The organism is Desulfosporosinus paludis (assembly GCF_045689965.1).
GTDB lineage: Bacteria > Bacillota > Desulfitobacteriia > Desulfitobacteriales > Desulfitobacteriaceae > Desulfosporosinus > Desulfosporosinus paludis.
Genome location: NZ_CP144211.1, coordinates 2,529,126 through 2,553,578, shown reverse-complemented (window position 1 = coordinate 2,553,578; position 24,453 = coordinate 2,529,126). Strand labels below are relative to the sequence as shown.

22 protein-coding genes are annotated in these 24,453 nt (G+C 42.5%); 19 read left to right on the top strand and 3 right to left on the bottom strand.

Features of this window, described 5'->3' with window-relative positions; translation table 11 throughout:
• Positions 1–181: 181 nt before the first annotated feature.
• The 4 genes from VZF35_RS12845 to VZF35_RS12830 all read left to right on the top strand — a co-directional run bounded on the left by VZF35_RS12845 (position 182) and on the right by VZF35_RS12830 (position 3,139).
• Entirely contained in the window at positions 182–331 is a 150-nt protein-coding gene (locus VZF35_RS12845) for a hypothetical protein (protein ID WP_407314133.1), read from the top strand.
• Positions 332–1,014: 683 nt separating this feature from the next.
• Positions 1,015–1,713 carry a PspA/IM30 family protein gene (locus VZF35_RS12840; RefSeq protein ID WP_407314131.1) on the top strand — a complete coding sequence of 233 codons (699 nt, stop codon included), beginning with the start codon at positions 1,015–1,017 and terminating at the stop codon, positions 1,711–1,713.
• 380 nt (positions 1,714–2,093) lie between these two features.
• Positions 2,094–2,294: a hypothetical protein gene (locus VZF35_RS12835; RefSeq protein WP_407314129.1), complete on the top strand. Its 201-nt coding sequence runs from the start codon at positions 2,094–2,096 to the stop codon at positions 2,292–2,294.
• 197 nt (positions 2,295–2,491) lie between these two features.
• On the top strand, positions 2,492–3,139 hold the full coding sequence (locus VZF35_RS12830; RefSeq protein ID WP_407314127.1) for a hypothetical protein: 648 nt from the start codon (positions 2,492–2,494) through the stop codon (positions 3,137–3,139).
• 575 nt (positions 3,140–3,714) lie between these two features.
• On the opposite strand, the gene VZF35_RS12825 is transcribed toward VZF35_RS12830, so the two are convergent.
• Both VZF35_RS12825 and VZF35_RS12820 read right to left on the bottom strand, forming a co-directional pair.
• A complete protein-coding gene (locus VZF35_RS12825) occupies positions 3,715–4,056 on the bottom strand; it encodes an EscU/YscU/HrcU family type III secretion system export apparatus switch protein (RefSeq protein ID WP_407314125.1) in 342 nt (113 codons plus the stop codon).
• Positions 4,053–5,267: a hypothetical protein gene (locus VZF35_RS12820; protein WP_407314123.1), complete on the bottom strand. Its 1,215-nt coding sequence runs from the start codon at positions 5,265–5,267 to the stop codon at positions 4,053–4,055. The genes VZF35_RS12825 and VZF35_RS12820 overlap by 4 nt, the downstream gene beginning before the upstream one ends.
• A gap of 350 nt (positions 5,268–5,617) precedes the next feature.
• Here VZF35_RS12820 and VZF35_RS12815 point away from each other — a divergent pair, with 350 nt between their 5' ends.
• The 11 genes from VZF35_RS12815 to truA all read left to right on the top strand — a co-directional run bounded on the left by VZF35_RS12815 (position 5,618) and on the right by truA (position 19,480).
• Complete coding sequence (locus VZF35_RS12815; protein ID WP_407314121.1) at positions 5,618–7,156, top strand: hypothetical protein; 1,539 nt, start codon at positions 5,618–5,620, stop codon at positions 7,154–7,156.
• 245 nt (positions 7,157–7,401) lie between these two features.
• A complete protein-coding gene (locus VZF35_RS12810; protein ID WP_407314119.1) occupies positions 7,402–7,788 on the top strand; it encodes a DUF4440 domain-containing protein in 387 nt (128 codons plus the stop codon).
• 13 nt (positions 7,789–7,801) lie between these two features.
• On the top strand, positions 7,802–8,494 hold the full coding sequence (locus VZF35_RS12805; protein ID WP_407314117.1) for a DNA alkylation repair protein: 693 nt from the start codon (positions 7,802–7,804) through the stop codon (positions 8,492–8,494).
• 440 nt (positions 8,495–8,934) lie between these two features.
• Positions 8,935–10,029, top strand: coding sequence for a hypothetical protein (locus VZF35_RS12800; RefSeq protein ID WP_407314115.1), 1,095 nt, complete (start codon positions 8,935–8,937; stop codon positions 10,027–10,029).
• Between the two features lie 117 nt (positions 10,030–10,146).
• Positions 10,147–10,407, top strand: coding sequence for a type II toxin-antitoxin system HicA family toxin (locus VZF35_RS12795; RefSeq protein ID WP_407314113.1), 261 nt, complete (start codon positions 10,147–10,149; stop codon positions 10,405–10,407).
• The gene (locus VZF35_RS12790) at positions 10,400–10,609 is read left to right on the top strand and encodes a type II toxin-antitoxin system HicB family antitoxin (protein ID WP_407314111.1); all 210 of its coding nucleotides are present in this window, start codon (positions 10,400–10,402) and stop codon (positions 10,607–10,609) included. Before VZF35_RS12795 ends, VZF35_RS12790 begins: the two co-directional genes overlap by 8 nt.
• 141 nt (positions 10,610–10,750) lie before the next feature.
• On the top strand, positions 10,751–12,361 hold the full coding sequence (locus tag VZF35_RS12785) for a hypothetical protein (protein WP_407314109.1): 1,611 nt from the start codon (positions 10,751–10,753) through the stop codon (positions 12,359–12,361).
• Positions 12,358–13,080 (top strand): DUF6063 family protein, encoded by a 723-nt coding sequence (locus tag VZF35_RS12780; protein WP_407314107.1) that lies wholly within the window; start codon positions 12,358–12,360, stop codon positions 13,078–13,080. The genes VZF35_RS12785 and VZF35_RS12780 overlap by 4 nt, the downstream gene beginning before the upstream one ends.
• Positions 13,067–17,476 (top strand): hypothetical protein, encoded by a 4,410-nt coding sequence (locus tag VZF35_RS12775; RefSeq protein WP_407314106.1) that lies wholly within the window; start codon positions 13,067–13,069, stop codon positions 17,474–17,476. The genes VZF35_RS12780 and VZF35_RS12775 overlap by 14 nt, the downstream gene beginning before the upstream one ends.
• A gap of 295 nt (positions 17,477–17,771) precedes the next feature.
• The gene (locus VZF35_RS12770; protein ID WP_407314104.1) at positions 17,772–18,521 is read left to right on the top strand and encodes an AAA family ATPase; all 750 of its coding nucleotides are present in this window, start codon (positions 17,772–17,774) and stop codon (positions 18,519–18,521) included.
• Between the two features lie 221 nt (positions 18,522–18,742).
• Positions 18,743–19,480: a tRNA pseudouridine(38-40) synthase TruA gene (gene truA, locus VZF35_RS12765; protein WP_407314102.1), complete on the top strand. Its 738-nt coding sequence runs from the start codon at positions 18,743–18,745 to the stop codon at positions 19,478–19,480.
• A 168-nt stretch (positions 19,481–19,648) separates the two neighbouring features.
• Here truA and VZF35_RS12760 read toward each other — a convergent pair whose 3' ends face one another.
• Positions 19,649–19,990 (bottom strand): MGMT family protein, encoded by a 342-nt coding sequence (locus tag VZF35_RS12760; protein ID WP_407314100.1) that lies wholly within the window; start codon positions 19,988–19,990, stop codon positions 19,649–19,651.
• Between the two features lie 219 nt (positions 19,991–20,209).
• Between VZF35_RS12760 and VZF35_RS12755 the strand changes: the two genes are divergently transcribed.
• The 4 genes from VZF35_RS12755 to VZF35_RS12740 all read left to right on the top strand — a co-directional run bounded on the left by VZF35_RS12755 (position 20,210) and on the right by VZF35_RS12740 (position 24,450).
• On the top strand, positions 20,210–20,743 hold the full coding sequence (locus VZF35_RS12755) for a DUF1456 family protein (protein ID WP_407314098.1): 534 nt from the start codon (positions 20,210–20,212) through the stop codon (positions 20,741–20,743).
• Positions 20,744–20,877: 134 nt separating this feature from the next.
• Complete coding sequence (locus VZF35_RS12750) at positions 20,878–22,671, top strand: sigma 54-interacting transcriptional regulator (RefSeq protein ID WP_407314096.1); 1,794 nt, start codon at positions 20,878–20,880, stop codon at positions 22,669–22,671.
• A gap of 289 nt (positions 22,672–22,960) precedes the next feature.
• The gene (locus VZF35_RS12745) at positions 22,961–23,755 is read left to right on the top strand and encodes a methyltetrahydrofolate cobalamin methyltransferase (protein WP_407314094.1); all 795 of its coding nucleotides are present in this window, start codon (positions 22,961–22,963) and stop codon (positions 23,753–23,755) included.
• Positions 23,756–23,781: 26 nt separating this feature from the next.
• Positions 23,782–24,450 carry a DUF1638 domain-containing protein gene (locus tag VZF35_RS12740; protein ID WP_407314092.1) on the top strand — a complete coding sequence of 223 codons (669 nt, stop codon included), beginning with the start codon at positions 23,782–23,784 and terminating at the stop codon, positions 24,448–24,450.
• Positions 24,451–24,453 lie beyond the last annotated feature (3 nt).

Here is a 24,453-nt window from a genome sequence, read left to right as displayed (position 1 = left end):
CTGCCATTTTCGCCAGAAGCTGCAAGAAGGTTAACACGTTCGAAGACAGTGTCTTCGAGCGCCAGCTAAGTTTTCTTTATGTGCCATACGCCGCTTATTGCTCGCTAGTCATGATGGAAAGATTTTTGGTGAGATCAGGATGGGTTCATTACCATACCTGTACTGGATGAGAAGAGCGTGCATGTCAGCAGATCAAAGAATCATTGAGGAAAGCGGAAAGAAGGCCATTATAGAGAAGGTCTCCGGTAAAAAGTACCTTAGCTTATTGCGCTTAAAATTGGCTAAAGAGCTTAAGGAATATCTGGAAAGCCAAAGCATTGAAGAATGGTAATCCATCGTTAGGCGACAGACCATGCGCGGATTGGAAAAGTACGAAAAGAAGGAATATATTGGATCGTGTTGAATTATGATGGATAAAACGTAATAGTTTCGTTTTCTGAGAATCCATAATTAGGAAGTAAATGCCAATGAAATAAACATTCAAGTTGTCAAAACAAACCTCATAGTAAATCGACGAAAATGGGAGGAAAACAGATTTTTGTATTTTAGTCTAAACACTACCAGTGTGCAAAAATGTTGTAATTAAAAACACTTAAAATCGTCGCTCACAGTCAAATTTGGCCAAAAATGGAGAAATGGTTTTTCGCTACTTGTCATAGTGTCACTTAATTTATTTCCAATAAGGCGAAGATATATAGAGTTAAAATATTACGAACCTAGTTCGGTAATATCTCTTGATTTTGGAGTTACACGAATCCGGTTCATTAATAAAATGTTATAAAACGTGTAATTCGATAGATAGAAAAGTAGAATTAACTGCCAAATTACTTGAGGAAGACTTAGTGAGAAGTTGAAACGATAGACAAGGAAGAAATACTACGCGCGTAAGTAGAACACTTAACCAAGAAACATTAAATTATAAGCGTAGTAAAATTTAATTATGGTTAAGTGGAATGACATCAGGTATCATACTAAAATAATAACAATATATTAAAAAATAAGGGGGATAACATAGTGGGTATTTTTTCACGCATATCAAACATTCTAGGTGCAAAGGTTAATGATGCATTGGATCAGGTTGAAAATCCCATTGAGATGCTGGATCAAAAATTGAGGGACATGGAAGCAGCATTAAACGAGGCTAAATCGGCATCGGCAATGGTATTGGGAAATGTGCATCAGACCGAAAAGAAAATGAATGATGCACTGGAGAGATCAAAAGACTGGGAGAACAAATTCCAGAAGGCAAAAGCAGCTAGTGAAAAGGCATCGGCAGATGGTAACGAGCAATTGGCGGCTGAGCATAAGGAATTAGCAAAGGAAGTATGGGCTAAAAAGATCGAGACCGATAAATCGTATCAAACATTAAAGAGCACCTATGAGGCTCAACGCGCCGATGGGGATAAGTTAAAGGCAAAGCTGATTGAGCTAGAAGAAGAGATTGAGCGGACTCGAACGTACCGCATCGAAGCAGAGGCTAGATTAGCGAATGCAGATGCCGGACAAAAGGTCGGAGAGATTATGGCTAATGTACAAACGAGATCGGGTGACATTTCCATTGACAGCATCGAGCGTAAGATTTCTCAGAAGGAAGCCATGGCAGACGGATTAACGGAACTTGCACATGAGGGTGATTCGTTGGATGCTAAATTGAAAGCGTTAGATGAAACTAACCTCGATGAGGACTTTGAAAAGCAATGGGGAAAGAGCTAAACAGATAGAAAGTTAGATGGGAACTATTCAAAATAATACAGTTCCCATCTAATTATGTAAGGAGGGGATTAGAATCAGTAATTGGAGTAAAAAGATTACGGCATTATTAATGACAATGTTCATTATGCTGGCTTTTAATTTCTATATAGATACGACTAGCGTGTTTGCTAGGAGTGCTTCAGCCTCAAGTTCGAGTTCGAGCAAATCTAGCACTAGCAAGGCGAGTAGTTCCGGCGGGTTCACCTCGAAAAGTGTAAGCCCATCAAGCGGTAAGAGTAGCAGTTCTAGCAGTAGTGGATTTACCTCAAAAAGCGTGAGTCCTTCAAGTGGTACAAGTAGTGGATCGACCGGGAGTTCTAGTGGAACAATAGGAGGTTCTAGTGGATCTACTCAGAAGGGCACAAATTCAACATCTCCATCGACAAGTAGTACAGGGAGCTATAGCGGATCAACAAGTAATACAAAGAGTTCTAGTGGATCAACTCAAAAGAGCCCGAACACAATATATTCGAGTGGTACAGGTAGTAACTACCAGCCTAACGGGAGCAGCACCGGATGGGGTGGGGGTTATACAAACGTAACATTATTGCCCGTAAAAGCCCCCTATTATGATGATAATGGAGTACATTATAAATATAGGGCCCCATCACTGTTGGGATCTATCGTGGACTTATTGATAATCGGAGCGCTAATTATGTTTGTAGTTTGGTACATTAGTAAAAAGAGAGGCATACGATTACGGATACCAACGTTAAGAATACTAACAAGGAGGAATAATTTGAAATCATTAGAGAGTGAACTTGAGCATTATAGTAAAATACATTCAAGTATAGTACTAGCAACAGACGAAGTAGAACGATTCCTTTCAAAAGAGGAAAAGAAAGCTAGACATTGCTTGATGTATATACAAAAGCTTGAGGAATATATAAAACTGTTAAAAGACGGTGTAGCGCATTACAAGAACAGAGGATTCTTCGCAAGGATTGCTAATAAAGAAGGTATCTACGATGAGGAAATTCAAACTTTCAAAGAAAGACATAACGATGAACTAGCAAAAATAGAACAATGCTCTAAGTGCAAATGTCTAAAATGCGTAAAAACATGTAATATGGGCGGCTGTCACAATTGCCCACCAGAGGCGCATATAGCCTTATGCGATAACGAAACAAAAACGGTTTACTTGATGGAGGATAGGTATATAACACTAAGGGATGATGAGTCCGGCACAGACGAGGAGTTCCATGTACTTGCACATATCTATGATAAACAATGCGAGTTAAACTACATCGCTATGGAAACAAATGGAGAAAAGCGATTGAATTACTTGGAGCATGGTCCACAAGGAGATTCCTTTAAAGTTATAACCGATACCGACGACTTCAATTTCGCACTGGAAGCCTACGAAGAGGCAACAGCAGAGGAATAGGTAAAAGGCAGCACTTTAGCCTCTGATTCAATTAACTACTGATTTCACTGGTATCTTTAACGATTTCAAAAATGTATTAAATTCGGAGTTTTAACCTTTTGTCAACCCTTTCTCTCTGTTAAAATCAGGGGGAAAGAGAGGATGAAATGAGAAATAACCGTTTACCAAATTGAACGAGGTTTGAATAAGCTGACTGACGGAAGAGTTAACCCCACCTATAGCACGGGCCAAGTTATTTTGCCTGTGCTTTTTGGTTTTTTGCTCAGGTTAAAAAGCTTTAATGAACTAAATTTTATGATAAAGAATAACGAGTTTAATAAACTGTTACCCCGAGGTACAAAGCTGCCACGGATTGATGCGATTAGAGATACTACTTCGCAAAATTGGTAAGATATATGAAAAACTATTTTCAACGGACTTTTTTACGATGTGATAATTAATTTGGTTTAGTCCATCTATATCAATTACTTTAAGAGTGAGGCTCTATGGGAAATAGCAATTGAATGGTGTGAAGATAACGGGATTAGATATGAATTAAGCTGCTTCGATAGCCTCCCGTTCCCCCTGAAAAGAAGTCAATCTCTTGATGAGTCGCAAGAAATTGCTGGGTCAGACATTTGAGCCTCAATATCAAGAATCTGTTGTTCCAGTGCGGCTATTTCCTTTTCACTCCATTCAGAATCCAATCTATAAACGAACGCAAGAATTTCAGCCACAGCTTTATAGAGTTCTGGAGGGATCTCTTGACCAATATCAATTTTTATTAAAGCTTCGACTAATTGGGCATCCGTTTGTATTGGAATACCTTGTTCCTGTGCAGTTTCGATCAAATTTCGTGCAACTTCACCTTGCCCAGAGGCTACTATTTTTGAGGCCCCGCTCTTATCGTAAGCTAATGCAACTGCTTTTTCTTTCATGCCAATACGTCCACTCCGTTCTTTGCCTCTCCTTTAAGCAATGTATGAAATTCCAAATTATCCAAAGGTTTGACCTGAATAGAGGTTAAGTTAACGCCTAACATTTGAAAGTTCCCTTTCACTTCGGCCATCAGACCATCAAGAAGTATTGATAAAGCGTCTGGATTTTTCGTTAATAGACTTAACGAAAGTTGATTCATAGAAAAGAAAGCATCAATGCCAATCGGTCCAAGATTAGGTGTTTCAGTTTGTAACGCGATGCGACAATGTTTAGGATCAATCTTACCATTTTTACGACTTCCCTGAATGGCAAGCTTAATGGATTTGACTCCCTGGTCTTGTCTAATAGGAATTTCGGCTAACATATAACCATTACCATCCACGCCGGTATCGTGCCATAATTGCTGGCCAGTGATCTTATCTAAGAATTGATTAATGACCGATGAAGAGGGATGAGTGTCCGTCAGGCTAAGAAGCTGTGCTTTTAGGGTATCTTTTAACTGAGCAAGTTCCTCAGAATCTCCCCCTTGTCCTTTGATTAAAATATCAAACAATCGGTGCTCATAATTTATCCCAAGTTGTTTTAAAAAGGATTTTAATTGTCCTGCTGCTTCTTGATTTGACAGCCCTTTTAAGCTGGGTATTAAATCATTAAATTTTTGTAATAGTTCTTCCGGAAGATCAGAATTATTGAGGATTTCTGGATATGAAGCAGTCTGCGCATCGTTTAATAAATAAACAAATAACTCATTATTAGGTAAATCGCGATTAGCCAATACCGTATTTAATGCGTTTGATAGGACGGATTCCACGGGTTTCTGAACTTCAGTATCCCGGCTTAGTACTAACGTATTGTTCACAAAGTTTTTAACAACAGCCTGAAATTTATCCCCAGGTTTTGCTTCGATATCTAAAAAAGCTTGAACTGATTTTCCATTAACCAAAATAGACGCTTTGCCATCCTCTACCTGGCTTAACATTTCAATGATTATCTTTTGCCCTATTTGAAACGTGTCCTTGCCAGGCATAGCTACAATAGGTTTCTGAACTTCAGTATCCTGGCTTAACACTAACGTATTGTTCACAAAGTTTTTAACAACAGCCTGAAATTTATCCCCAGGTTTTGCTTCGATATCTAAAAAAGCTTGAACTGATTTTCCATTAACCAAAATAGACGCTTTGCCATCTTCTACCTGGCTTAACATTTTCAATGATTATCTTTTGCCCTATTTGAAATGTGTCCTTGCCAGGTATAGCTACAAAAGCGTTAGGAATTGAACCGATTTGCACGTTAACACCTCGAAACTAATACATTTACTTTTAATTATACCAGTTTTTGATTCTCTTTTAGACAAATTTAGACCACGGTTTTAGACAGGGTAGAGCTTCAGTTATTCTACCATCGGTGAGAATCTGGTGAACAAGTTAAACATAGGACGTCTTTTTATTTTACTCATTTAGAAGGTATATTCATTACCCTGTAGAAAATAAAAGAGATCAGCTCTTTCACATTAAATAGAGTTTTATTTATATAATTAACTAGAAAGAGGTGTTTGCTGATATGTCCCAGAGAATTATTCGAAAATCTTTTGTTCTTACATTAATATTCTTACTAATCTCCTCCACCAATGTTTTTGCTCTGCCACTATTCCCAGGTTATCCAGAACCTCAAGTTTACTCTACTCAAATTGTTGGGGATCACTTGGATATGACTAGCCCAACTACAGGAACTTTCCACTACAAATTATTTGGAGCACATGGCAAAGACATAACTTCTGAGTTCCCTGTTTCCGATCTAACAGTAGACGCGAGAATTTCAAAGGATGGTTGGGAAAATGGAGGAGGAAAAGCCGCTGCAAGTTTGGATCCACAAACCGGAACCTGTACATTGACCTATGATTTTTCGGAATCTGACAAATACATAATAGTTTACTTGACGCCTAGATATAGCTTGGGGGATTCGGCAACTTTAGTTATCGGCAATTCCGATGCAGATGATCTTAAAAGGGTCGATGGAATTCATTTTCTTTCTGATTCTTTAACTAAGACCGGGCCAAACACTGCCACCTTCAAATATGAAATAATCAATTTTATCAATGATATTACTCAAGAAGTTCCCGCTTCCCAAATTGAAGCATGTTCATCAGTTGACTCAAGCGTTGCTTTAGATCCCTCGACAGGAACAGGTACTATTACATTTAATACCTCCAATACAAATCAACTTATCAGAACCACCCTTAGAGATAAAAAGACTGGAATAACTGCTGTCTTAAATACATTAGGGTTAGACCCAGTTCCAGACCCAGTTCAGAGCACAACCTCTTCTGCAATATCCGGAAATTTAGAACAGGACCCGGTACAGAGCACAACCTCTTCTGCAATATCCGAGAATCTAGAACCGGACCCGGTTCAATCAACGACTTCTTCGGCAATTTCCAGAATTAGTTTTGTTTCAGGTGATTTAACAAAGACGGGATCAGATGCAGCAACCTTCCAATACAAAATATTAGACCATAATTATATGGATATCACCAAGACAGTTCCGGCAACAGATCTCAAGGCCACTGCCTTAACTGGCACCACCGAAGCTGCTATAAGTTTAGACCCATCAACAGGTATAGGAACTATAATGTATGATTTTTCAAAGAGTGAACAACAAGCCGACCAACAAGTCCTGGTTAGTTTAATGCACGAAAAAGGTATCGGTGTCTCAGCATTACTAAATCTGGCAAGTTTCGAATCACTCAATACTGTGGATAGCAAAACAAGCGATTTGAAAATCGCTCAAATCTCTTTCCTTCCTACGGATATGATTACGATAAATTCCTATGCTCAATTGCAATATCAGATACTTAATAAAGAAGGAATAGATATTACAGCAAAAATTCCGGCATCTCAACTTGTTTTAAGTTCCACGGTCAATTCAATGATAGCGACACAACCAAAAGACAGGACCTGTACAATAACCTATAATTTAAATGATTCAGCTAAAACCATTATTCTTTCCATAACAGACGAAGAAACTGGGGTCAAAACCGCATTAAATATCGGGAATATGCCTGTGGATCCGGAATCCGATGCTGATATAGATTTCAAATAATTTTTAGGATTCAAGAAGGCAAAACATCTTATAGGTAAAGGGGCATCCTCAATAAGGGGATACCTCTTTACTAATATCTATTATGCACTCACAAATATACTGCCTTCTCAATTGGTTCAGTTTGCTGAACTCCCAGCTGGTGAATTCGAACAAAATCCATAAAAGATTACCACAAAAAATGAACTTATTTGTGGTAATCTTTTATGGATGAAAACATTTTTCATGATAAAGGGAGGATATTGAAAATGACATCATCACTCTACGAACAAATATATGATCTGGAAGACAGACTGTTACAACCTGAGATTCGTGGCTCCAGAGAGGAAATTTTAAGGCTTCTAGCCTATGATTTTGTTGAATTTGGGAGTTCCGGGGGCACATTCGATAAATTACAAGTTGTCGAGGAATTGCCTCATTCCCCTGCAGTGCCAGTGATTATTGAGGATTTTCGAGTCAAAGTCTTAGCGCTGGATGTAGTACTGGCTACCTATCGGGCAGTTAAGCCTAATGAATCCAGAGGAGAAATGAGGAATTCATTGCGCAGTTCAATTTGGAAGTTCCTCGATGGAAGGTGGCAAATGGTCTTTCACCAAGGAACCAGAGCAATGGAGCCCTGCAAGGAATTAAGATGAAAGGTAAAATGATATGAACAATATTGAAGAAGAGGTTCGGCGCCGGCTATTTGAGCTGCAGGATCTGAAATACAAAGAGTTTTCGTGCAAACTCATGCCGACGGTGAACCCGGAAACCGTGATCGGCGTACGCACGCCGGAGATGCGGAAGCTCGCCCGGGAGTTTTCCAAAAGGCCGGAGGCTTCGGAGTTTCTTAAAATCCTGCCGCACGGGTATTATGAAGAAAATAACCTGCACGGCTTCCTGATTGAAACGATCAGGGATTATGATGCCGCCGTTGCCGCCATCGACGAGTTTCTGCCGTACATAGACAACTGGGCAACCTGTGACCTGATGTCACCGAAAATATTTAAAAAGCATCTGCCCGAACTCTACGAAAAAATTAAAGTCTGGCTGATATCCGGCCAGACTTATACGGTGCGCTTTGGGATCGGAATGCTGATGAGTTTTTATCTCGATGACGCTTTCCAGTCGGAGATGCTTGAGCTTGTGGCGGGTATCCGGTCGGACGAATACTATGTCAACATGATGATCGCCTGGTATTTTGCAACGGCCTTGGCCAAACAGTACGAAGCGGCTTTGCCGTATATTGAGGAACAGCGTTTGGAGAAATGGACACACAACAAAGCTATCCAGAAAGCGGTTGAGAGCTACCGGATCAGCGACGAAGCAAAGGTGTACCTGCGGACGCTAAAAGTAAAATAAAGCCGGGATTCCTAATAACTGCAACGACGTCTCACAGAGGGGTGGCCTGTATCGTTTAAATGAGGAAGGGCAGTATCAGCAGGTGGAGGTGTTGGAGGAAACAGGGTGGCCCATTCAGAGCCTTTGAAAGGATTTACTATTCACCTTGAAGAGTTATTTAAGTGAGCGCATAAGATATCGTGTATCTTTCTTGCCCTTCTTTTACATGCTCTTATTTTTGCCTAATTAGCGTAAATACAGGAATGAAGAAGCCTATGAGCCCCAGTATCATGATACTGCAGGGCTTTATTTTATTTACTTTGGCAAAGATAATTATTATATTATCAAGGCAGGCTGGCATGGGCAGGATTTTGACGGATAATCTCGAAGAAGTGAGAATTACTGAATCTAAATAGAGAATCAGATAATCTCTCAAACAGGATGCTCAAAAGGGGATAGCTATGGAACAAATCAACAAACTCCTCAATCATGCCAGTAAAACAGTGACTGATCTGGAACTCCAACAGATCCTCGGGGAGCCGGATTATCCTCGTTTTCAGAGCGAAGTGGAAAGGTTGGTAGAGTCCGGAGTACTTGCTCCGGTAAAGGCTGCAAAGAAGAATGGCCGTATTCCGCCTCTCTATAATAAATATAAACTTATTAAGCCCCCGGAGGATTATACCTCTTGTCTGGAGTCCATTCGCCGGCTTAATCCCGTGCTCAGCATTGCGGGTTATTTGCAGAGGCCGGAGGTTTATAAGAAGCATCAGCCAATCGTTGAAGGAATCAGCGACTATCTGTGGTTTGCCCAGAGTTTGTTAGAACAACCCATGTCGCGCAAGGAGCGCTCCTTTTCCGTGTGGGGCAGGGAGAAGCTGCTGGACGAGCAGATGTCCTTGGTTAAAGACGTACTCAGGTTTAATGGTCTGGCGGAGGATTTCCTGAATTATTATGATACTCCGGAGCCATTTTTCGAATATCGACATGATCGTGGCCAGCTCATGACAGTACTGGTTATTGAAAACAAGGATACTTGGTTTACCTTGCGGAAGCTCATGCAGGATACGGGAAAAAATTCTTTGGCCGGGACAGCTATCCACGTGCTTTTGTACGGGGAAGGGAATAAAATCACGAAGCCGGGAGCTTTAGACGAATACAAGGCTGGGATGCTGGGCGGTGAAGGACAAGCTGCGCGCTTTCTTTACTTCGGGGATCTGGACTGGGAAGGCATCCGGCTATTTTTTCGCACCAGAGAGGCCAACCCTTCTCTGGATCTGAAACCCTTCGCGGTCCTCTATGGTCTTATGCTGGAACTTGCGGTAAAACACGCAGGGCGTCAGGCATTACCTAAATCACCCGATCAGCGCGGTGTGACTGGTTCGCTCTCTGAATTTTTAGCCGCTTTAGAACTTGCCCAAGAGGAGAAGCCTCTGAGCACGAGCACAAGTATAAGCATGAACTTAGTGGGTAGCTTTTTAAAGGGTTTATTAGCTGAGGGCAGGTACATCCCTCAGGAGATTATCAATTATCAGGTGGCGGCGGATCTTCTCAAGTAGTAGGAACGGGGTTGAAATGAGTGGCGGCGACAAGATTTGTATGATTGAGTTAGAATATAATTTAATTTAATTGTATTACAGGAACTGGTATAATGGTCATGTAGGAGGCTCGAAATAGTGAGTCAATTTGAAAAGATATTAATAAAAATATTATGTGGAACAAAAGATAAAGATATTGATTTTGATGATCTCTGCAAAGTGTTGCATTATTTTGAGTTTAAGGAGCGTATTAGTGGCAGTCATCATATTTTTCATAAAGATGACATGGATGAAATCATAAATATTCAACCCAATGGGTCAAAAGCAAAGCCGTATCAAGTTAAACAGGTAAGACAGATTATTTTGAAATATAAACTTGGAGGTGGTATTGATGCATAAGTATGAGATAATCATATATTGGAGTGATGAAGACGAGTCATATATTGCAGAAGTGCCAGAATTACCAGGATGTTGTGCAGATGGCAAAACCCATCAAGAAGTTTTAAAGAATGTTGAAATAGTTATTAACGAATGGATAGAAACTGCAAAATCTTTAGGAAGATCCGTTCCAAAACCCAAAGGGAGATTATTATTTGCATAAGTTTTGCTCTTTAGTTTAAAGGGGCCGCCATTCGTGGCGGCCTCTGAATATAGGGGCTGAGGGCAGGTATATCCCTCAGGAGATTATCAATTATCAGGTGGCGGCGAGCCTTCTCAAGTAGTAGGAACGGGGTTGAAACGAGTGGCGGCGACAAGATTTGAATTTTTGGAAGGCTTCGAAAAGAGGATGCAGCTGGTCGCTGCTATCGATTCCATTATCAACCGCACCAATCGCAAGATGGAGTTTGAGCGGTTGTTTGAGCCGGGGCAGTTGGATAATATTATTCTTTCCGTCCTTGTCTTTATTATGGAAAGAACTTTAACTGAGGATGAAGAGTGTACCATGGACAGCCTCGCCCGCTTTGTTGCTCAGATCCTCCCCGAGTATTCCCAGGCGTTACCCTCTGAAGTTGTGCGCAAACTGACGGAATATATTATCAAGGACATCCTGCAAAATGGTGGGGAAGCGCGCTACTATCCCGTTATGAACTACGGGAAGGGTATGGAACAACTCCGGATCCGTCTCATCGATGATAAGCTCATCGACGATCAGCGGGGTTATGTGCTTAATTATCAGCTGACGGATCAGGGCTATGATCTTCTTTTCCGGACCAAAGAAGTGGAGCAGGAAATCAGTTTTACCATTGAAGAACTCAAGCTTCGGGAACTGATTAAGCGTAAAAACTACAGGAAAGCCATTGGGCAAAGCGCAAATCTGGTGCAGATGATCCGGCAAAAAAAGAATGATATCCGGCAGTTCGTGCAAAAAGTTCGAGAAAATATTTATGAGGTAAACATCGAAGAATTTGAACGGCTTGTAGCCGGCACCTATACCTTGCTGGAAGAGGAATATAGCATGATGGGCGAGATTCGCTCCATGATTCTGCTTTCCGAGGAGCGCCTTAAGGAAGAGGAAGACCTGCGGGGCGCCTTGGATGAGCAGATGATTAAAGCTCGCTCCGAGATTGGGATTATCCGTAAAAACATCAACCTAACCATCAGTGAGCAAAAGGAATTGATCTTGGAACGCCTCAGCCTGTCGAGAATTTATAAGGAAACCATAGCCGATTCCTTTGCGCTGGCCAGAGCTCGCTATTATGACTTTGAGCAGGTCATCCTCAAGCCCTTGGAACAATGCCCGGAGGAAAAGCTGCCCTCTCTCTGGCAGCTTCTCAATCCCTTACTTCGGCCTAACCCGGACCGGATTCTCAATGTGCTCAGCTTGTATGAACGGCAAGCTCGTCTTAAACAGGAAGACGAAGGCAGCCCCAGTGTCCTCCTGGAAGAGCTGGGAGAAGATGTAGAACTGCGCAAAATCTCCAAAATCAATGACCGGAATCTGGAATTGTTGGGCAGTCTGCTGGAGTTTGCCGAGCGCAAAAGGGAATCCTTTCGCTTGAGTGAATTGATGCAGGATCTGGAGACTAAGACGGAGGTCTATAAGGAATTAACGGAGGATGATCTGATTTTTAAAACCATGCTCAAGCTCTATGATCTCCAGGTGATTGATCTGAGCAAATGGAGGGAAGAGCAGGAGGAGGTGGTGGCCAATGCCACAGGAGAGCTGGACGTCAGCTACTGTTTGTACCGCCTGGAGTATGTCCACCCGGACTTATTCGGAATTAAGAGAATCGAGATCTGCAAATCCGATGAAGAGGTATACGAACAGGAAATCCTAACCTATATCGGGCAAGAGAAGCTGAGCAGGCGTATCGCCATCAGTGATTTTTGGATTGAGGTGAGCTTCCAGTGAGTGAGATAAAAATGAATGAGATTAAAACAGCCCTGAAGATTTACCGCAAACTCCTGGAGAAGGGGCAACTGGATCGGGAAAGCGAGGGGGATCTGTTCCTGGAATTCCGCAATGTGGAGGTCAGGGCGATCTTGGCGGAATTTGAGGAGGAGCTGGAGTTTAAAGTCATTGAAGTAGCGGGAAGTCTCTATTTGCTTCCCCATAGCGGTAATGGGATCTTGGGCTATACAACCAAGGATTTGCGCGAAAGCGTTGCCACGGATGCTAAGCTTGTCGATGCCTATTTGCTGAGCTATATCTCCATGTTCATTTTGTACTTATTCTACGGCGGACGGAACCGAAATCCGAAACAGCGGGAGTTCCTCCGAATCAGTACGCTGATTGAGGAACTGGACAGGCGTTTGGAGCTGGCTTTAAGTGATGGAGAAGAGGGGAAAGTCCTGGAGGAAAAATATGCCCTGAATTTCACCCGCATCGCTGAGCTGTGGGCTAGTAAGCAGGATTTTGAAGAGAGAGGCCGCAAAACAAAAACCGGGACGATTTTGAATACCTGCCGGCTCCTGGAGCGGGAAGCCTTGCTCAGAATCGTCGATGATGACCGTGAGCTGCGGCCCACCCGGAAGCTGGATGACCTGATGCTTAATTATTACCTGGATGACAGCCGGGTAGAAGAGATTAGAGAGTTCTTCGAAGGAGCGGTATCCAATGCCCAGAATTAATCGGATTCGGATCATTAACTTTTCCTACAACAATGACCTGCGGCATATTCAGGATGAAACCTTTAACTTCCACGGCGGAGAAAATGCCCTGCTCAGTTTAGCCAATGGCGGCGGTAAAAGTGTTCTGGTGCAGCTGATCTTTCAACCCATCGTGCCCGAAACGAAAATCCAGGGGCGGCGCATCAACGCCTTTTTCCGTAAAAAACGTTTACCCGCTTATGTCCTGATCGAATGGAAGCTGGACAATGCGGTCGGTTACTTGCTGACAGGCCTGGGGATGGTCTCGGCTGAGGTATCAGGGATTGAGGATGAGAAAAATAGAGTGAGGTATTTTACCTTCACTTCGCAATATACGGGTTCCAACGCCTTCGATCTGGCCAATCTTGAACTTGTGAAACAAACTGGCAATATCCTGGAGATTAAACCCTTCAAGGAAGCCAGGGAGATGATGCTGGAAAAGGAGAAGAAGGACCCTTATCTCTTTGGTTGTTTTTATGATGATGACGGGGAGCGCTACCGGAAACGCTTGGCTGAGTTTGGTATTGCTCAGGATGAGTGGAAAAATATTATCGCCAAAATCAATGACAGTGAAGGCGGTTTAGATGAGATCTTTCAAAAGTATAAAAACTCCAGTCAATTATTAAATGAATGGATCATCAAAACTATCGAGAAGGTGATTTATAAGGATCGTTCTGAGGCCCAGCGGTTAGAAGAAATGTTGGAAGGATTAGTGCGGGAGGTTATTGAGAACGAGCGCTTTATCTTAGAAAAACAAGTTCTCGATGAATTCCTGGTTGGTTACGGAGAACAGGTCGCTGCCTTAGTCGAACTGCTCAACGGTCTGGAAGAGCAAAAAGGCCTGGCCGGCAAACTGGTGGCTCTCAATCGTCATTTAAACACTGAAACAGGCCAGCTCCAGGAAGCCCAGGAGGGGCATCAATTTGAATTAGTAAATCTCAAACAGGAACAGCAGCGGATCGACTTGGAAGAACGCTCTCATGCCTACTGGTTGAGACACGAGGAGCATATCCAAGCTGCCCAAGACCTGGCTGAGGCGGAAAAAAGCAGTCAGGATAACGAGGAAAAGCTGGAGACGGCTAAATTCTCTGCCAAAATTCTGGAGGCAGCTCGTCTCGGTGAGGAGATAGGCTCAAAAAAGGCTGACCTTTCCGGGATCATGGAAAGGCTGGAAGCTTCTCGTTCACAGCTGGGAACAGATCAGAGAATGCGCGATCTGGAATACTCACTTAAACGGTTGGCTCAGGAAACGTTGCGGGGTCTGGAGTTGGCTTTAGAGGGCTTAAGCGGGGAAAAGACGGAGCGGGGCCAAGACTTGCTGCAGCTTAAAACGGAGGCCCATAATCTGGATCAGGAATTAAGAGAATTTGTAGGCGAAAAAGGCGGTCTTCAGCAGCAGGTAAAACAATATGAAGCCCAGGAACGGGACGTCAGAGGAAAGATCAAACTTAATCTGGACAGGAATCTGCTGGGAGAGTTGGCCCAGCAGGACATTGAGAAAGCTAGACTGGGGCTGCAAAAGAACCAAGAGGATTTGGTGAGCAAAGAAGTGCTTTTGGCTGAAGAAAAAGCTGAGAATGTTCGGAAACAGCAGGATATGGAGCGGGAGAGCCAAGAACTGCGGGAAGCCAGAGTTGAGGAAGCAAATTCCCTAAACCGTCTGCAAGAAGAGATTGCCGACTATGAGCAGCAGGAACAGGAAGTCCTGGGCATCCTCCATAAATTCGGCTTGGCCGCCGAACTCAGATTTGACCGGGAACGTCTGCACAGCTTATTTAATCAACGGCTGAAAAACCTGGATCAGAGCCTGGAAGAAGCAGTCCGGATGCGGGACGAGTCCACGGAATCCCTTTCCTCCCTTAAACAGGGGAGACTGCATATTCCCGGAGAAGCCGTCTCCTTGCTGGCTGCTAAAGATATTCCCTATGATACGGGGGAAACCTATCTGCGCAATCTGCCCCCGGACCTCCGCCAGAAGCTGTTGGGGGAAAATCCTGTTTTGCCTTATGCCCTGATCTTGGCTAAGGAGAGTATCGAACTCCTAGCCGAGGCTATGAATCGAATGACCCTGCGCCGTGTTCTTCCTTTGATTGCTTATGAGGATTTGGGCAAGAGTATCATTTCTATGACAGAGAGGATGGTTCAGGCCGGCGAAGGCCTAACTTTAGTTTGCCTGTATGAAGGCAGGGTCTTTAATAATGAGAGCCTTGTCAAACTGGAAGAAGAACTGAAACGAAAGCAAACTGAGGCTTTTGAGCAGTATGCCCATTATTCCCAGGAGCGCAATGATACGGTGGCCGGGCAAGCCATTTGCGGGCGTTTTGCCTATCCGGCGGAGCATCTCTATTTGCTGGAAAAAAAGAAAACAGCCGCCGAAAAGCAGCTTCAGGGGATTGCCAACCAAGTGTCTCTCCTGGAGCAGGAAAAAAAGAGTCTGGGTACATCCTTGGAAAGACTGGAACAATCCCTCAAAGAAACAGCTGGTAACCGCCAGAAAGCAGAAGCTGCCCTTACCTTGTTTGAGTCTTGGCTGGAACGGGAAAAGGACTATCAGGCCTGCCGAAAAAGGCTGGGGGAAGTCCTTGAAGGGATTGCCAACACCGATAGAAAAAAAGCGGAACAGACTTTGAGACTTGAGAAACTTCAGGCAGAGCTCCAGAGAGTTGATTACGCAATCGATGGAAAAAGGAGGGAGACTCAAGAGATTCGGAAAAAGCTTACCCTTTATCAGGAGGCCCCGGTGGCGGAAATCGTCGAGGGGAGTCTCGAAGAACTGGAATCCAGGCTGCAGGGTCTAAAGGCGGCTTATACTGGAGAAATCGAGCTGCTGGAGAAACGCCAAAAGGACCTGCAGTTGGACTGTGCTAAAATAGAAAAAGAACTTGCCAGGCTGGGTTTGGCGGAAGAGGATTATCGGGGAGTAGCCTTTGATGAGGGGAAAGCCGAGGATATTAGTTCGGCAATAATTGAGTTTGAAAAAGCCATAAAGATCCTGCAAAGGGCCACCTTTCAAGCAGGTCAGAAAGCCGGCGCCGCTGAAAAAGCCTGCTCCATCGCTGCCGAGGAAGTGAAAAAACTGGGAGCGGAATTTCCGTTGGGTCCGGAAGAGATTAAAGGAGATTTTAGAAGGCGACGTCAAAAACTATCCGCAGAGTACACCCGGCTGGATCAGGAGCTCAAGGAAATAGCCTTAAAAATCAGTGTCTATAGTAAGCTGATGGATCAAATTACTCCTATTCTCAAGGGAGTGCAGGCTGAACCTGAAAAGGGCTTCCAGCCGGAAGCAGACTTAAAGGCTCAAACCGGCAAATTAACTGAAAGCTTCCTTACGTTCCAATCAGCCAATCGGATCAAAGCAGATACCCTTAAAAACAATTACCTGGGACTTAAAGCGGAATACCGGGAGGAAAATGTCAATATCAGTAATATCTTTAAGGGGCTGGACCTGCTTTGGGAAAAGCCGGATATGGACTATGATGAATATTTCTACCTTTATGAACGCATGGGTCAACATCAGGAAAAACTAGGGGAACTGATTAAACTCCATGAAAGCCTGCTTTCCAATTTGGAACGCAACAAAAAGGATATGATTCAACAGAGCTTGCTCCAAGGGATGCGGTTTTACGAAGAAATAGAGTGGATATCCGATCATTCTAAGGTGCACCTGCAAGGAAAAAACAGGCCGGTTCAGATGCTCAAAATTGAGCTTTCCCTGGATTCCGGTGAGGCAGCCGGGGTGCGGATGAAGGAATACATCGAAGGGTGTATTCTCCAGGTGCGTGACGAAACCCGACAGGAAAAGAGTGAGGCCGACCTTAAAAAAGTCATCGCCAAATTAATGTACAGCCGAGAACTCTTGAATGTCTATCTGGGACATTCCAATATTCCCATTAAGGTCTATAAGATCGATCTTAACATGCAAAACAGCGGCTTAAAGACTTGGGAAGACGCCATGCTGGAAAACTCGGGCGGCGAAAAGTTTGTCGTTTACTTCTCTGTCCTTTCAGCCTTAATGGCCTATACCCGATCCCGTACCCTGGAGGCAGCCGGTGCTGAGGCAGACAAAGATTCCAGCGTCTTAGTCATGGACAACCCCTTTGGTCCTATCTCCTCAGAACATTTGCTGAATCCACTCTTTGAAATTGCCAAGAAACACCGCACTCAACTTATTTGCCTTTCTGATTTAAAACAAAACTCCATCATGAATTGTTTTAATTTAATCTACATGTTAAAAGTCAGGACTAGTGCTGTTGGCAGTAACGAGTACTTGAAATTTGAAGAACTTGTGCGTGATCAAAGCGCAGTTCAAAATGATGAGAAGCTGGAAAAGGCCATCTTCCGGGTTTCGGAGCATAAGCAGATAAGCTTGTTTGATTAATAACGTACAACCAAGTAGGCAATGGGATAAGGTAAGGAATTGGAAAATAGTTGATTTTCATCTCAATGTTGAAATTAACGGGCATTTTAGGCGTATTCTCAGCCCCCTTAAGGGGGCTTTCTTTTATCTGAAATCAGACATTTTACATGTAAAAGAATATTGTTTCTCCCTTGGGAGGAAATCAAAAAATAATGCGGAAAGTGTAGAAGTGTAAAGGGAAAAGAAACTTAGATAGAGTTACTGAAGCGAAGTTAAAACCTTGTGGCCTTTATGAGGAAGTTAAGGAGATGATGTCATGGACGCAAACATTTTTAAACAGTACATAAGATATATGGAATTAGATAGAGAAAGAGTCCCATCATTTTCCGAATATCCTTTTAATCTGCCAGCGATCAAGAATCTACAGAGGTTAGCATTTCATCCGCAGGTAACATTTATTGTTGGAGAAAATGGCTCTGGGAAGTCAACGATCTTAGAATCAATAGCCGTAGCCTATGGATTTAATGCTGAAGGCGGCACTAAGAATTTCAATTTTATGTCTAAAGCTACTCATTCTAGACTGAATAATTATATTAAAGTTGTCGAAGGCACCCAAAGGCCTCGGGATGGCTTCTTTTTAAGAGCGGAAAGTTTTTATAATTTCGCCTCAACTATAGATGACTTGGATTCGGAGCCCGGTGGACCGCCAATCATTAAGTCTTATGGCGGCATATCGCTGCATGAGCAATCCCATGGAGAGTCATTTTTCGCCTTATTTCAAAATAGATTCGGCGGCAAAGGCATATACATTCTGGATGAACCTGAGGCGGCTTTATCGCCAACGCGGCAAATGTCTATGCTTTCCATAATGCATGATTTGGTTGGGGAAGGGTCTCAGTTTATTATTGCAACCCATTCGCCAATAATAATGGCCTATCCCCAGGCATGGATATACGAAATTAAAGAAGAAATTGAAACTGTAAAGTATGAGGATACCGAACATTATCAAGTGACGCGTGCTTTTATTAATAACCCTAAGAAGATGTTAAGAGAACTGCTGGAATAATGTGAACGAGTCAGTTCGTGGTTCAAGTGGACAAGTATTTGAGTTCACGCTGTCTATCCATCCAGGTTGGACGCCGTTGTTTTTGATGGACGAGGTTAAATAAGGGCAATTGTATGATAAGATGAGGTCTGTGTATTCGTTAATTCGGAAAGGATTATATGTAGCGGGCGTTTAGTATACAACGGCTGAGAAGTGAAAAATAAACTGCAAGGTGGAGCGTAATGAGAAATTTAAAAATGACTATAGCATTTGACGGTTCTAAATATAAAGGATGGCAAAGACAAAAAGCCAATGATTTAACGATTCAAGGCAAAATCGAGGCGGTACTATCTAAAATGACAGAAGAAGACATTCTGCTCGTGGGTTGTGGACGTACGGATTCAGGAGTCCATGCCGAAAATTACATAGCCAATTTCCATACAAAATCCGCTTTAAGTACTAAGAGGATGCTGGATTATTTATATGAATATTTGCCTGAGGATATAGTAGTCAAATCGCTTGAAGATGTCGCGGAAAGATTCCACGCCAGATATAATGTAAAATCCAAAACCTATGTCTACAGAATAAATACCCATAAATTCAGAGATGTTTTTAACAGAAAATATACCTATCACTTGGCAGAGAAGCTTAATCTAATTGAAATGAGAAAGGCTTCTGAGGTTCTAATTGGCAGTCATGACTTTCAAAGTTTTACCAACGCACGAAATAGTGATAAATCGACCATTAGAACGATTAATTTTATCAATATTATTGATACGGAAGGTCTTTTAGCAATAGAGGTTAACGGCAATGGATTCTTATGGAATATGGTAAGAATCATAGTTGGCACACTTATTGAAGTCGGCAAAGGAAATATCCAGCCCGTTGACGTTGAAAGGATATTAAATGAAAAAAAACGCTGGGAAGCGGGCCCCTTGGCTCAAGCAAAAGGCTTATTCTTAAGAGATGTACAATATTAATAAAAAAGCCAAGTACTATGGAGTTATGTGCTAAATGTATCTCTGTTGCCTGAAGCCTTAACATTTGCTATCGCATTTGCCACGTCCAGAGCATTCGTGGTAAAAAAAGAATCACCGCCCCTGGCTCAATAGCGGCGGTGATTCGTAAACTTGGCAATTCGGGTTAACTTATAGGGAAGAACGATTTGGTCCGTGAAAGGGGTCAAGTGGAGCAAAGTCCCAGAGATACTTTTTCAAATCCACGCACCCATTTTCCTTTAAGCAGACCCCTTCGTTGGCTAGGAGCCGTTTTTGATCCGTCCATCCCGGAGCTAAACGGCCATGATAATTTACAACCCGATGGCAGGGGATGTTAAGAACATCTGGGGCATGATGCAATGCTTGTCCAACCATTCTGGAACATTGTGGGTAGCCTGATATAAAGGCAATCAATCCGTATGTGGCAACCTTACCTAAGGGGATATCCTTAACGATGTCATAGACTTTATTCGCGAATTCTTTTTTGTTCAATAGTTATTCACCCAGCCAATCTTTTTTAACCCAGTATTGGACTATCCGCTTTTAATTTAACTGCTGTTTTACATGGACACATCGTTCCAGTCGGCAGAGTAACCTTCAACCATTTTTTAGCGAATAGCGAAAACCTATGGTGGGATCAGTGCTCTGCCCCACGAAACTATCCATGCTATAATGAAAGTATAGTTGAAGAAGGATTTAGGAGGATTATCGATGGATAATAACGATATCTTAATTAGAATAAGATATGCACTAAATATAAGGGATGCAGAAATGGTAGAGATATTTAAACTTGGCGGCACTGAACTAACCATAGAAACAGTGAAGAAGTTGCTCATAAAATCTAAAGAAACTTACCGTTATAATAATGCAGTTGAAGATCATGAGGAAGCAGAAGATAAAGAAGAGAATATAAAATGCAGGAACAGTATGCTTGAGTCATTTTTGAATGGTTTAATTATCTTTAAAAGAGGGAGGCAGGATGCAAAACCAGAGCAGCCTGAAGGAACAGTACTTAAGAATAATGCCAATCCAAATCCAAATAATATGATGCTTAAGAAATTGAAAATAGCGTTATCACTAACCAGTGAAGATGTCATGGATATATTAAAAGAAACAGGCGTCATCATAACAAAAGGAGAATTGAGCGCTCTGCTGAGGAAGGAAGGCCATAAGAATTATAAAGAGTGTGGTGATAAATACGCTAGAAATTTCTTGAAAGGCTTAGCTAAAAAATACAGGGGATAGATTACCTTCAACTTACAAAACTATATCATGGTTCAATTAGCTTTAAAAGTGAATGAGAATTTGCCTGGAATTGAAATGGCAGTTACCATCCCTGACCGTGTCCATAAAATAGTTTATTTTGAAGGGTGAGAACGATGAATCTCGAAATGAAAGTCTGGGATTGGCAAGAGATTTTTGAATCTGTGCATAATGGTATTATTGCGATCAACTTGAATAGCGAAGTTATTATTTTTAATAGAGCAGCCTCGATGATTCTCAATATCCCTCAAATTCAAGCAATAGGGGAACAGATAGAGCAGGTGATATCCAATACACGGTTGATCCAGGTTATGGAGAGTGGAACGGACGAACACAACCAACGTATGAAGATTAATGACCGGGCAATTATTTCTAACCGAAGTCCGATCTGGCGAGGGAATAAAATCATTGGAGCGGTTGCTATCTTTCAAGATATATCCGAATTCGAGGCATTATCTCACCAATTGGATACTTTTAAGGAGGTCAATAAAAGGTTAGATGCTGTTATCGAGGCTTTAGATGACGGAATTGTCGTCGTTGATTCTCAATGTGTAGTTGTCCGAGCTAATGATGCCTATCTAAACATGATTGGAATAACGGCGAAGGAATTTGTAGGTAAACGTGTGTGTGATTTGTTAATGCAAGGTTACGCGAACAAATCGGTTACGGAAATGGTCTTGGAACGACGATCTAAGGTAAACGTGATGGATGTAAGAAACGGTAAGAATTTATTGCTAAGCGGGAATCCGGTCTTTGACGACAATGGCAATGTTTCGTATGTGGTAACTGCAATTCGCGATGTATCTCAATTGAATGAGTTAGAAGAAAAATTGGCTGAAAGCGAACAAATAAGAGATAAGTATTTCCATGAACTTGAGCATTTACGTTCACAACAGTCGTTCAAGAAAATCATTACCAAAGACCCAGAGATGCAAAGGAAACTGGAAATGGCTTGTCATGTTGCTTATGTGGATTCAAATGTATTGATTCTCGGGGAAACCGGTGTAGGTAAGGAACTTATCGCTCAATTAATCCACCGTGCCAGTAAAAGAGCTAAGCAACCCTTTATCAAAATTAATTGCGGGGCTATTCCACTGAATCTGCTTGAATCAGAGCTTTTTGGTTATGAGTCAGGTGCCTTTACTGGGGCGCTAAGGGAGGGAAAACCGGGTCTATTTGAGCTAGCCCAAGGTGGAACGATATTCCTTGATGAAGTTGGAGAACTATCTCTCGATTTACAAGTCAAGGTTCTCCGTGCGATTCAGGACAAAGTAATAACTAGAGTAGGTGGCAAAAAACCTATTCTGCTTGACGTAAGAATTGTTGCGGCCACGAACAGAGAATTGGACATCATGGTCAAGGAAAAAAAGTTTCGTGAGGACTTATATTATAGGTTAAATGTGGTTCCTATATTTATCCCACCATTAAGGAATCGCAAGACAGATATCTTTTCCCTTGTAGCAGAGTTTTTAGAGAAATTTAATCGTAAGTATGGATATCAAAAATGGATCCACCCTGATGTTATGGATGCTTTCTTGGCGTATGACTGGCCGGGAAACATCCGAGAATTAGAAAATACCATTGAACGCCTGGTTGTTACCTATCGCGAAGATTGCATAGGGATAGACGCCTTGGCAGAGACTTCCCTCGTGTCATCGCAGCCGTCTTCTAAAACTATTGCGTCTTTTAAAGATATTGCCTCGCTGCAAGCATATGTAGAAAGTGAGGAACGCAGGCTGATCGCTGAGGCATACCGCGCAACCGGAAGTACGAGAAAGGCTGCGTCAGTCCTTAAAATCAGCCAATCGTGCATGGTTAAAAAAATGAAGAAGTATAAAATTTTCGGTAATCAAACCATCAATAAAGAAGTTGCCTTATTCCCTGATAATGAAATACAAAATCGCAAATGAACACGATAGGACTCACAAGTGAAATCAATTGGAATCGGGTCTGAAAAGGCTAAGAACGAGGTATAAGGGTGATTTTCTAAATATTCAGGTTACAAGAGAGTGATTCCGTTAGCTATCAGAGTATTCGTCAAAGTGACGAATACTCTGATTTTTCTTATTGGCATAAGATTTGCATAAATGGTTATTGTCGAGAAATTAGTACTTTAAAAGCTAGATAGGAGTTGTGAGTTCGAACAATGCAAACTAAGCCGTTCAATTAATTAACTCAGAAACCAAAGGGGGAAAGAAAGTGTTCATAGTCGGCGAGCTCATCAATTCAACACGAAAAGTAATTTCTCAAGCCATTGAACAAAGGGACAAGGTATATTTACAGGAGCTGGCACGCAGGCAGGCTGAAGCCGGCGCCAACTACATTGATGTCAATGCTGCACAAGGCGGTAATGAAATCGAAGATATGATTTGGCTGGTGGATCTAATTCAAGATGTCGTAGATATACCCCTTTGTATTGACAGTCCCAGTGCAGCTGCATTGGAAGCGGGTCTGTCAAATTGCCGGCAGAAAGCAATGATCAACTCGATCTCAGGCGAAACAAAACGATGGACGGAAGTACTTCCAATCATTAAAAGGTATCAGCCTAAAGTAGTGGCCCTGTGCATGGACGAATCCGGAATGCCCGAAACTGCTCAGGATCGCTTGAATGTTGCTGATAAGTTAGTCGCCGGTTTACTTGATGTAGGTGTGCCCGAAGACGATATTTTCCTTGATCCATTGATTAAGCCGCTTGGGGTGAATCATTTATACGGGCAAGAAGTCTTTAACAGTACGAAAGCTATGCGGAATAAATATCCTCAGGTTCACCTCATTTCCGGTCTTTCCAATGTATCGTTCGGTTTGCCGGAGCGCCGCTTGTTAAATAGGGCCTTCATGGTGATGAGCGTAGCGTTGGGGATGGATGCTTTTATTCTGGATCCTTTAGATCAAACCTTGATGTCGCTGTTCACAGCAGCTAAGAGCTTAGCGGGACTGGATGAGTATTGTATGGAATATGTGGCGGGTGTCCGGGCGGGAAAAGTGAAGGCCTAGAGTGAGCGTTTCGAGGGAGAAGAGTTATGTCGATAGCGCCTGAGAAGACCTTGGTCATCGCCTGTGATGTGTTGAAAAATCAGTTAGAATCACTTGGGCCTAATCCTTATACTTTCGTTTATCTTGAACAGGGATTACACCGCACACCCGGCAAATTAAAAGAAGAGCTGCAAAAAGTGATTGATTCCTCTTCAGAAAATGACTTGATTCTTTTAGGTTACGGTCTCTGCAGTCGTGCGGTCATTGGCTTAAGGGCACAGGCTCATCAGATGATGATTATCCCCAGGATTGATGACTGCATCGGGCTGAGTATGGGGACGAGGGACATGTATTATGACGAGTTTAACCAAAACCCCGGAAGCTATTATTTCACCAAAGGATGGGTGGAAGCGGCGGAAGATCCTTTAAAAGAGTACCGCAGGATTGCTGCCAAGCATGGTGTGGAGATCGCAGAGTGGACATCGCGAGAATGTATGAAACATTACCGGCGTGCAGTTTTTATCAAAACCCAGGCTGAGGCGCATGAACCATCAAGGCTGTATGTTAAAGAATTTGCTCAATTTTTTAATCTTGATTATGAAGAAATGTTGGGTTCCCCTATCTATTTAAAGAAGCTGCTTTTCGGGCCATGGGATGAAGACTTTGTGATTATCCCCGCTGGCCAGGCAGTAGACGATGCGATGTTCACGATATAAAAC

Coding starts and splice junctions, on each gene's coding strand:
- VZF35_RS12845 (WP_407314133.1), top strand. CDS start 182: ATGTCAGCAGATCAAAGAATCATTGAGGAAAGCGGAAAGAAGGCCATT.
- VZF35_RS12825 (WP_407314125.1), bottom strand. CDS start 4,056: ATGAAAGAAAAAGCAGTTGCATTAGCTTACGATAAGAGCGGGGCCTCA.
- VZF35_RS12815 (WP_407314121.1), top strand. CDS start 5,618: ATGTCCCAGAGAATTATTCGAAAATCTTTTGTTCTTACATTAATATTC.
- VZF35_RS12810 (WP_407314119.1), top strand. CDS start 7,402: ATGACATCATCACTCTACGAACAAATATATGATCTGGAAGACAGACTG.
- VZF35_RS12805 (WP_407314117.1), top strand. CDS start 7,802: ATGAACAATATTGAAGAAGAGGTTCGGCGCCGGCTATTTGAGCTGCAG.
- VZF35_RS12800 (WP_407314115.1), top strand. CDS start 8,935: ATGGAACAAATCAACAAACTCCTCAATCATGCCAGTAAAACAGTGACT.
- VZF35_RS12790 (WP_407314111.1), top strand. CDS start 10,400: ATGCATAAGTATGAGATAATCATATATTGGAGTGATGAAGACGAGTCA.
- VZF35_RS12775 (WP_407314106.1), top strand. CDS start 13,067: ATGCCCAGAATTAATCGGATTCGGATCATTAACTTTTCCTACAACAAT.
- VZF35_RS12770 (WP_407314104.1), top strand. CDS start 17,772: ATGGACGCAAACATTTTTAAACAGTACATAAGATATATGGAATTAGAT.
- truA (WP_407314102.1), top strand. CDS start 18,743: ATGAGAAATTTAAAAATGACTATAGCATTTGACGGTTCTAAATATAAA.
- VZF35_RS12755 (WP_407314098.1), top strand. CDS start 20,210: ATGGATAATAACGATATCTTAATTAGAATAAGATATGCACTAAATATA.
- VZF35_RS12750 (WP_407314096.1), top strand. CDS start 20,878: ATGAATCTCGAAATGAAAGTCTGGGATTGGCAAGAGATTTTTGAATCT.
- VZF35_RS12740 (WP_407314092.1), top strand. CDS start 23,782: ATGTCGATAGCGCCTGAGAAGACCTTGGTCATCGCCTGTGATGTGTTG.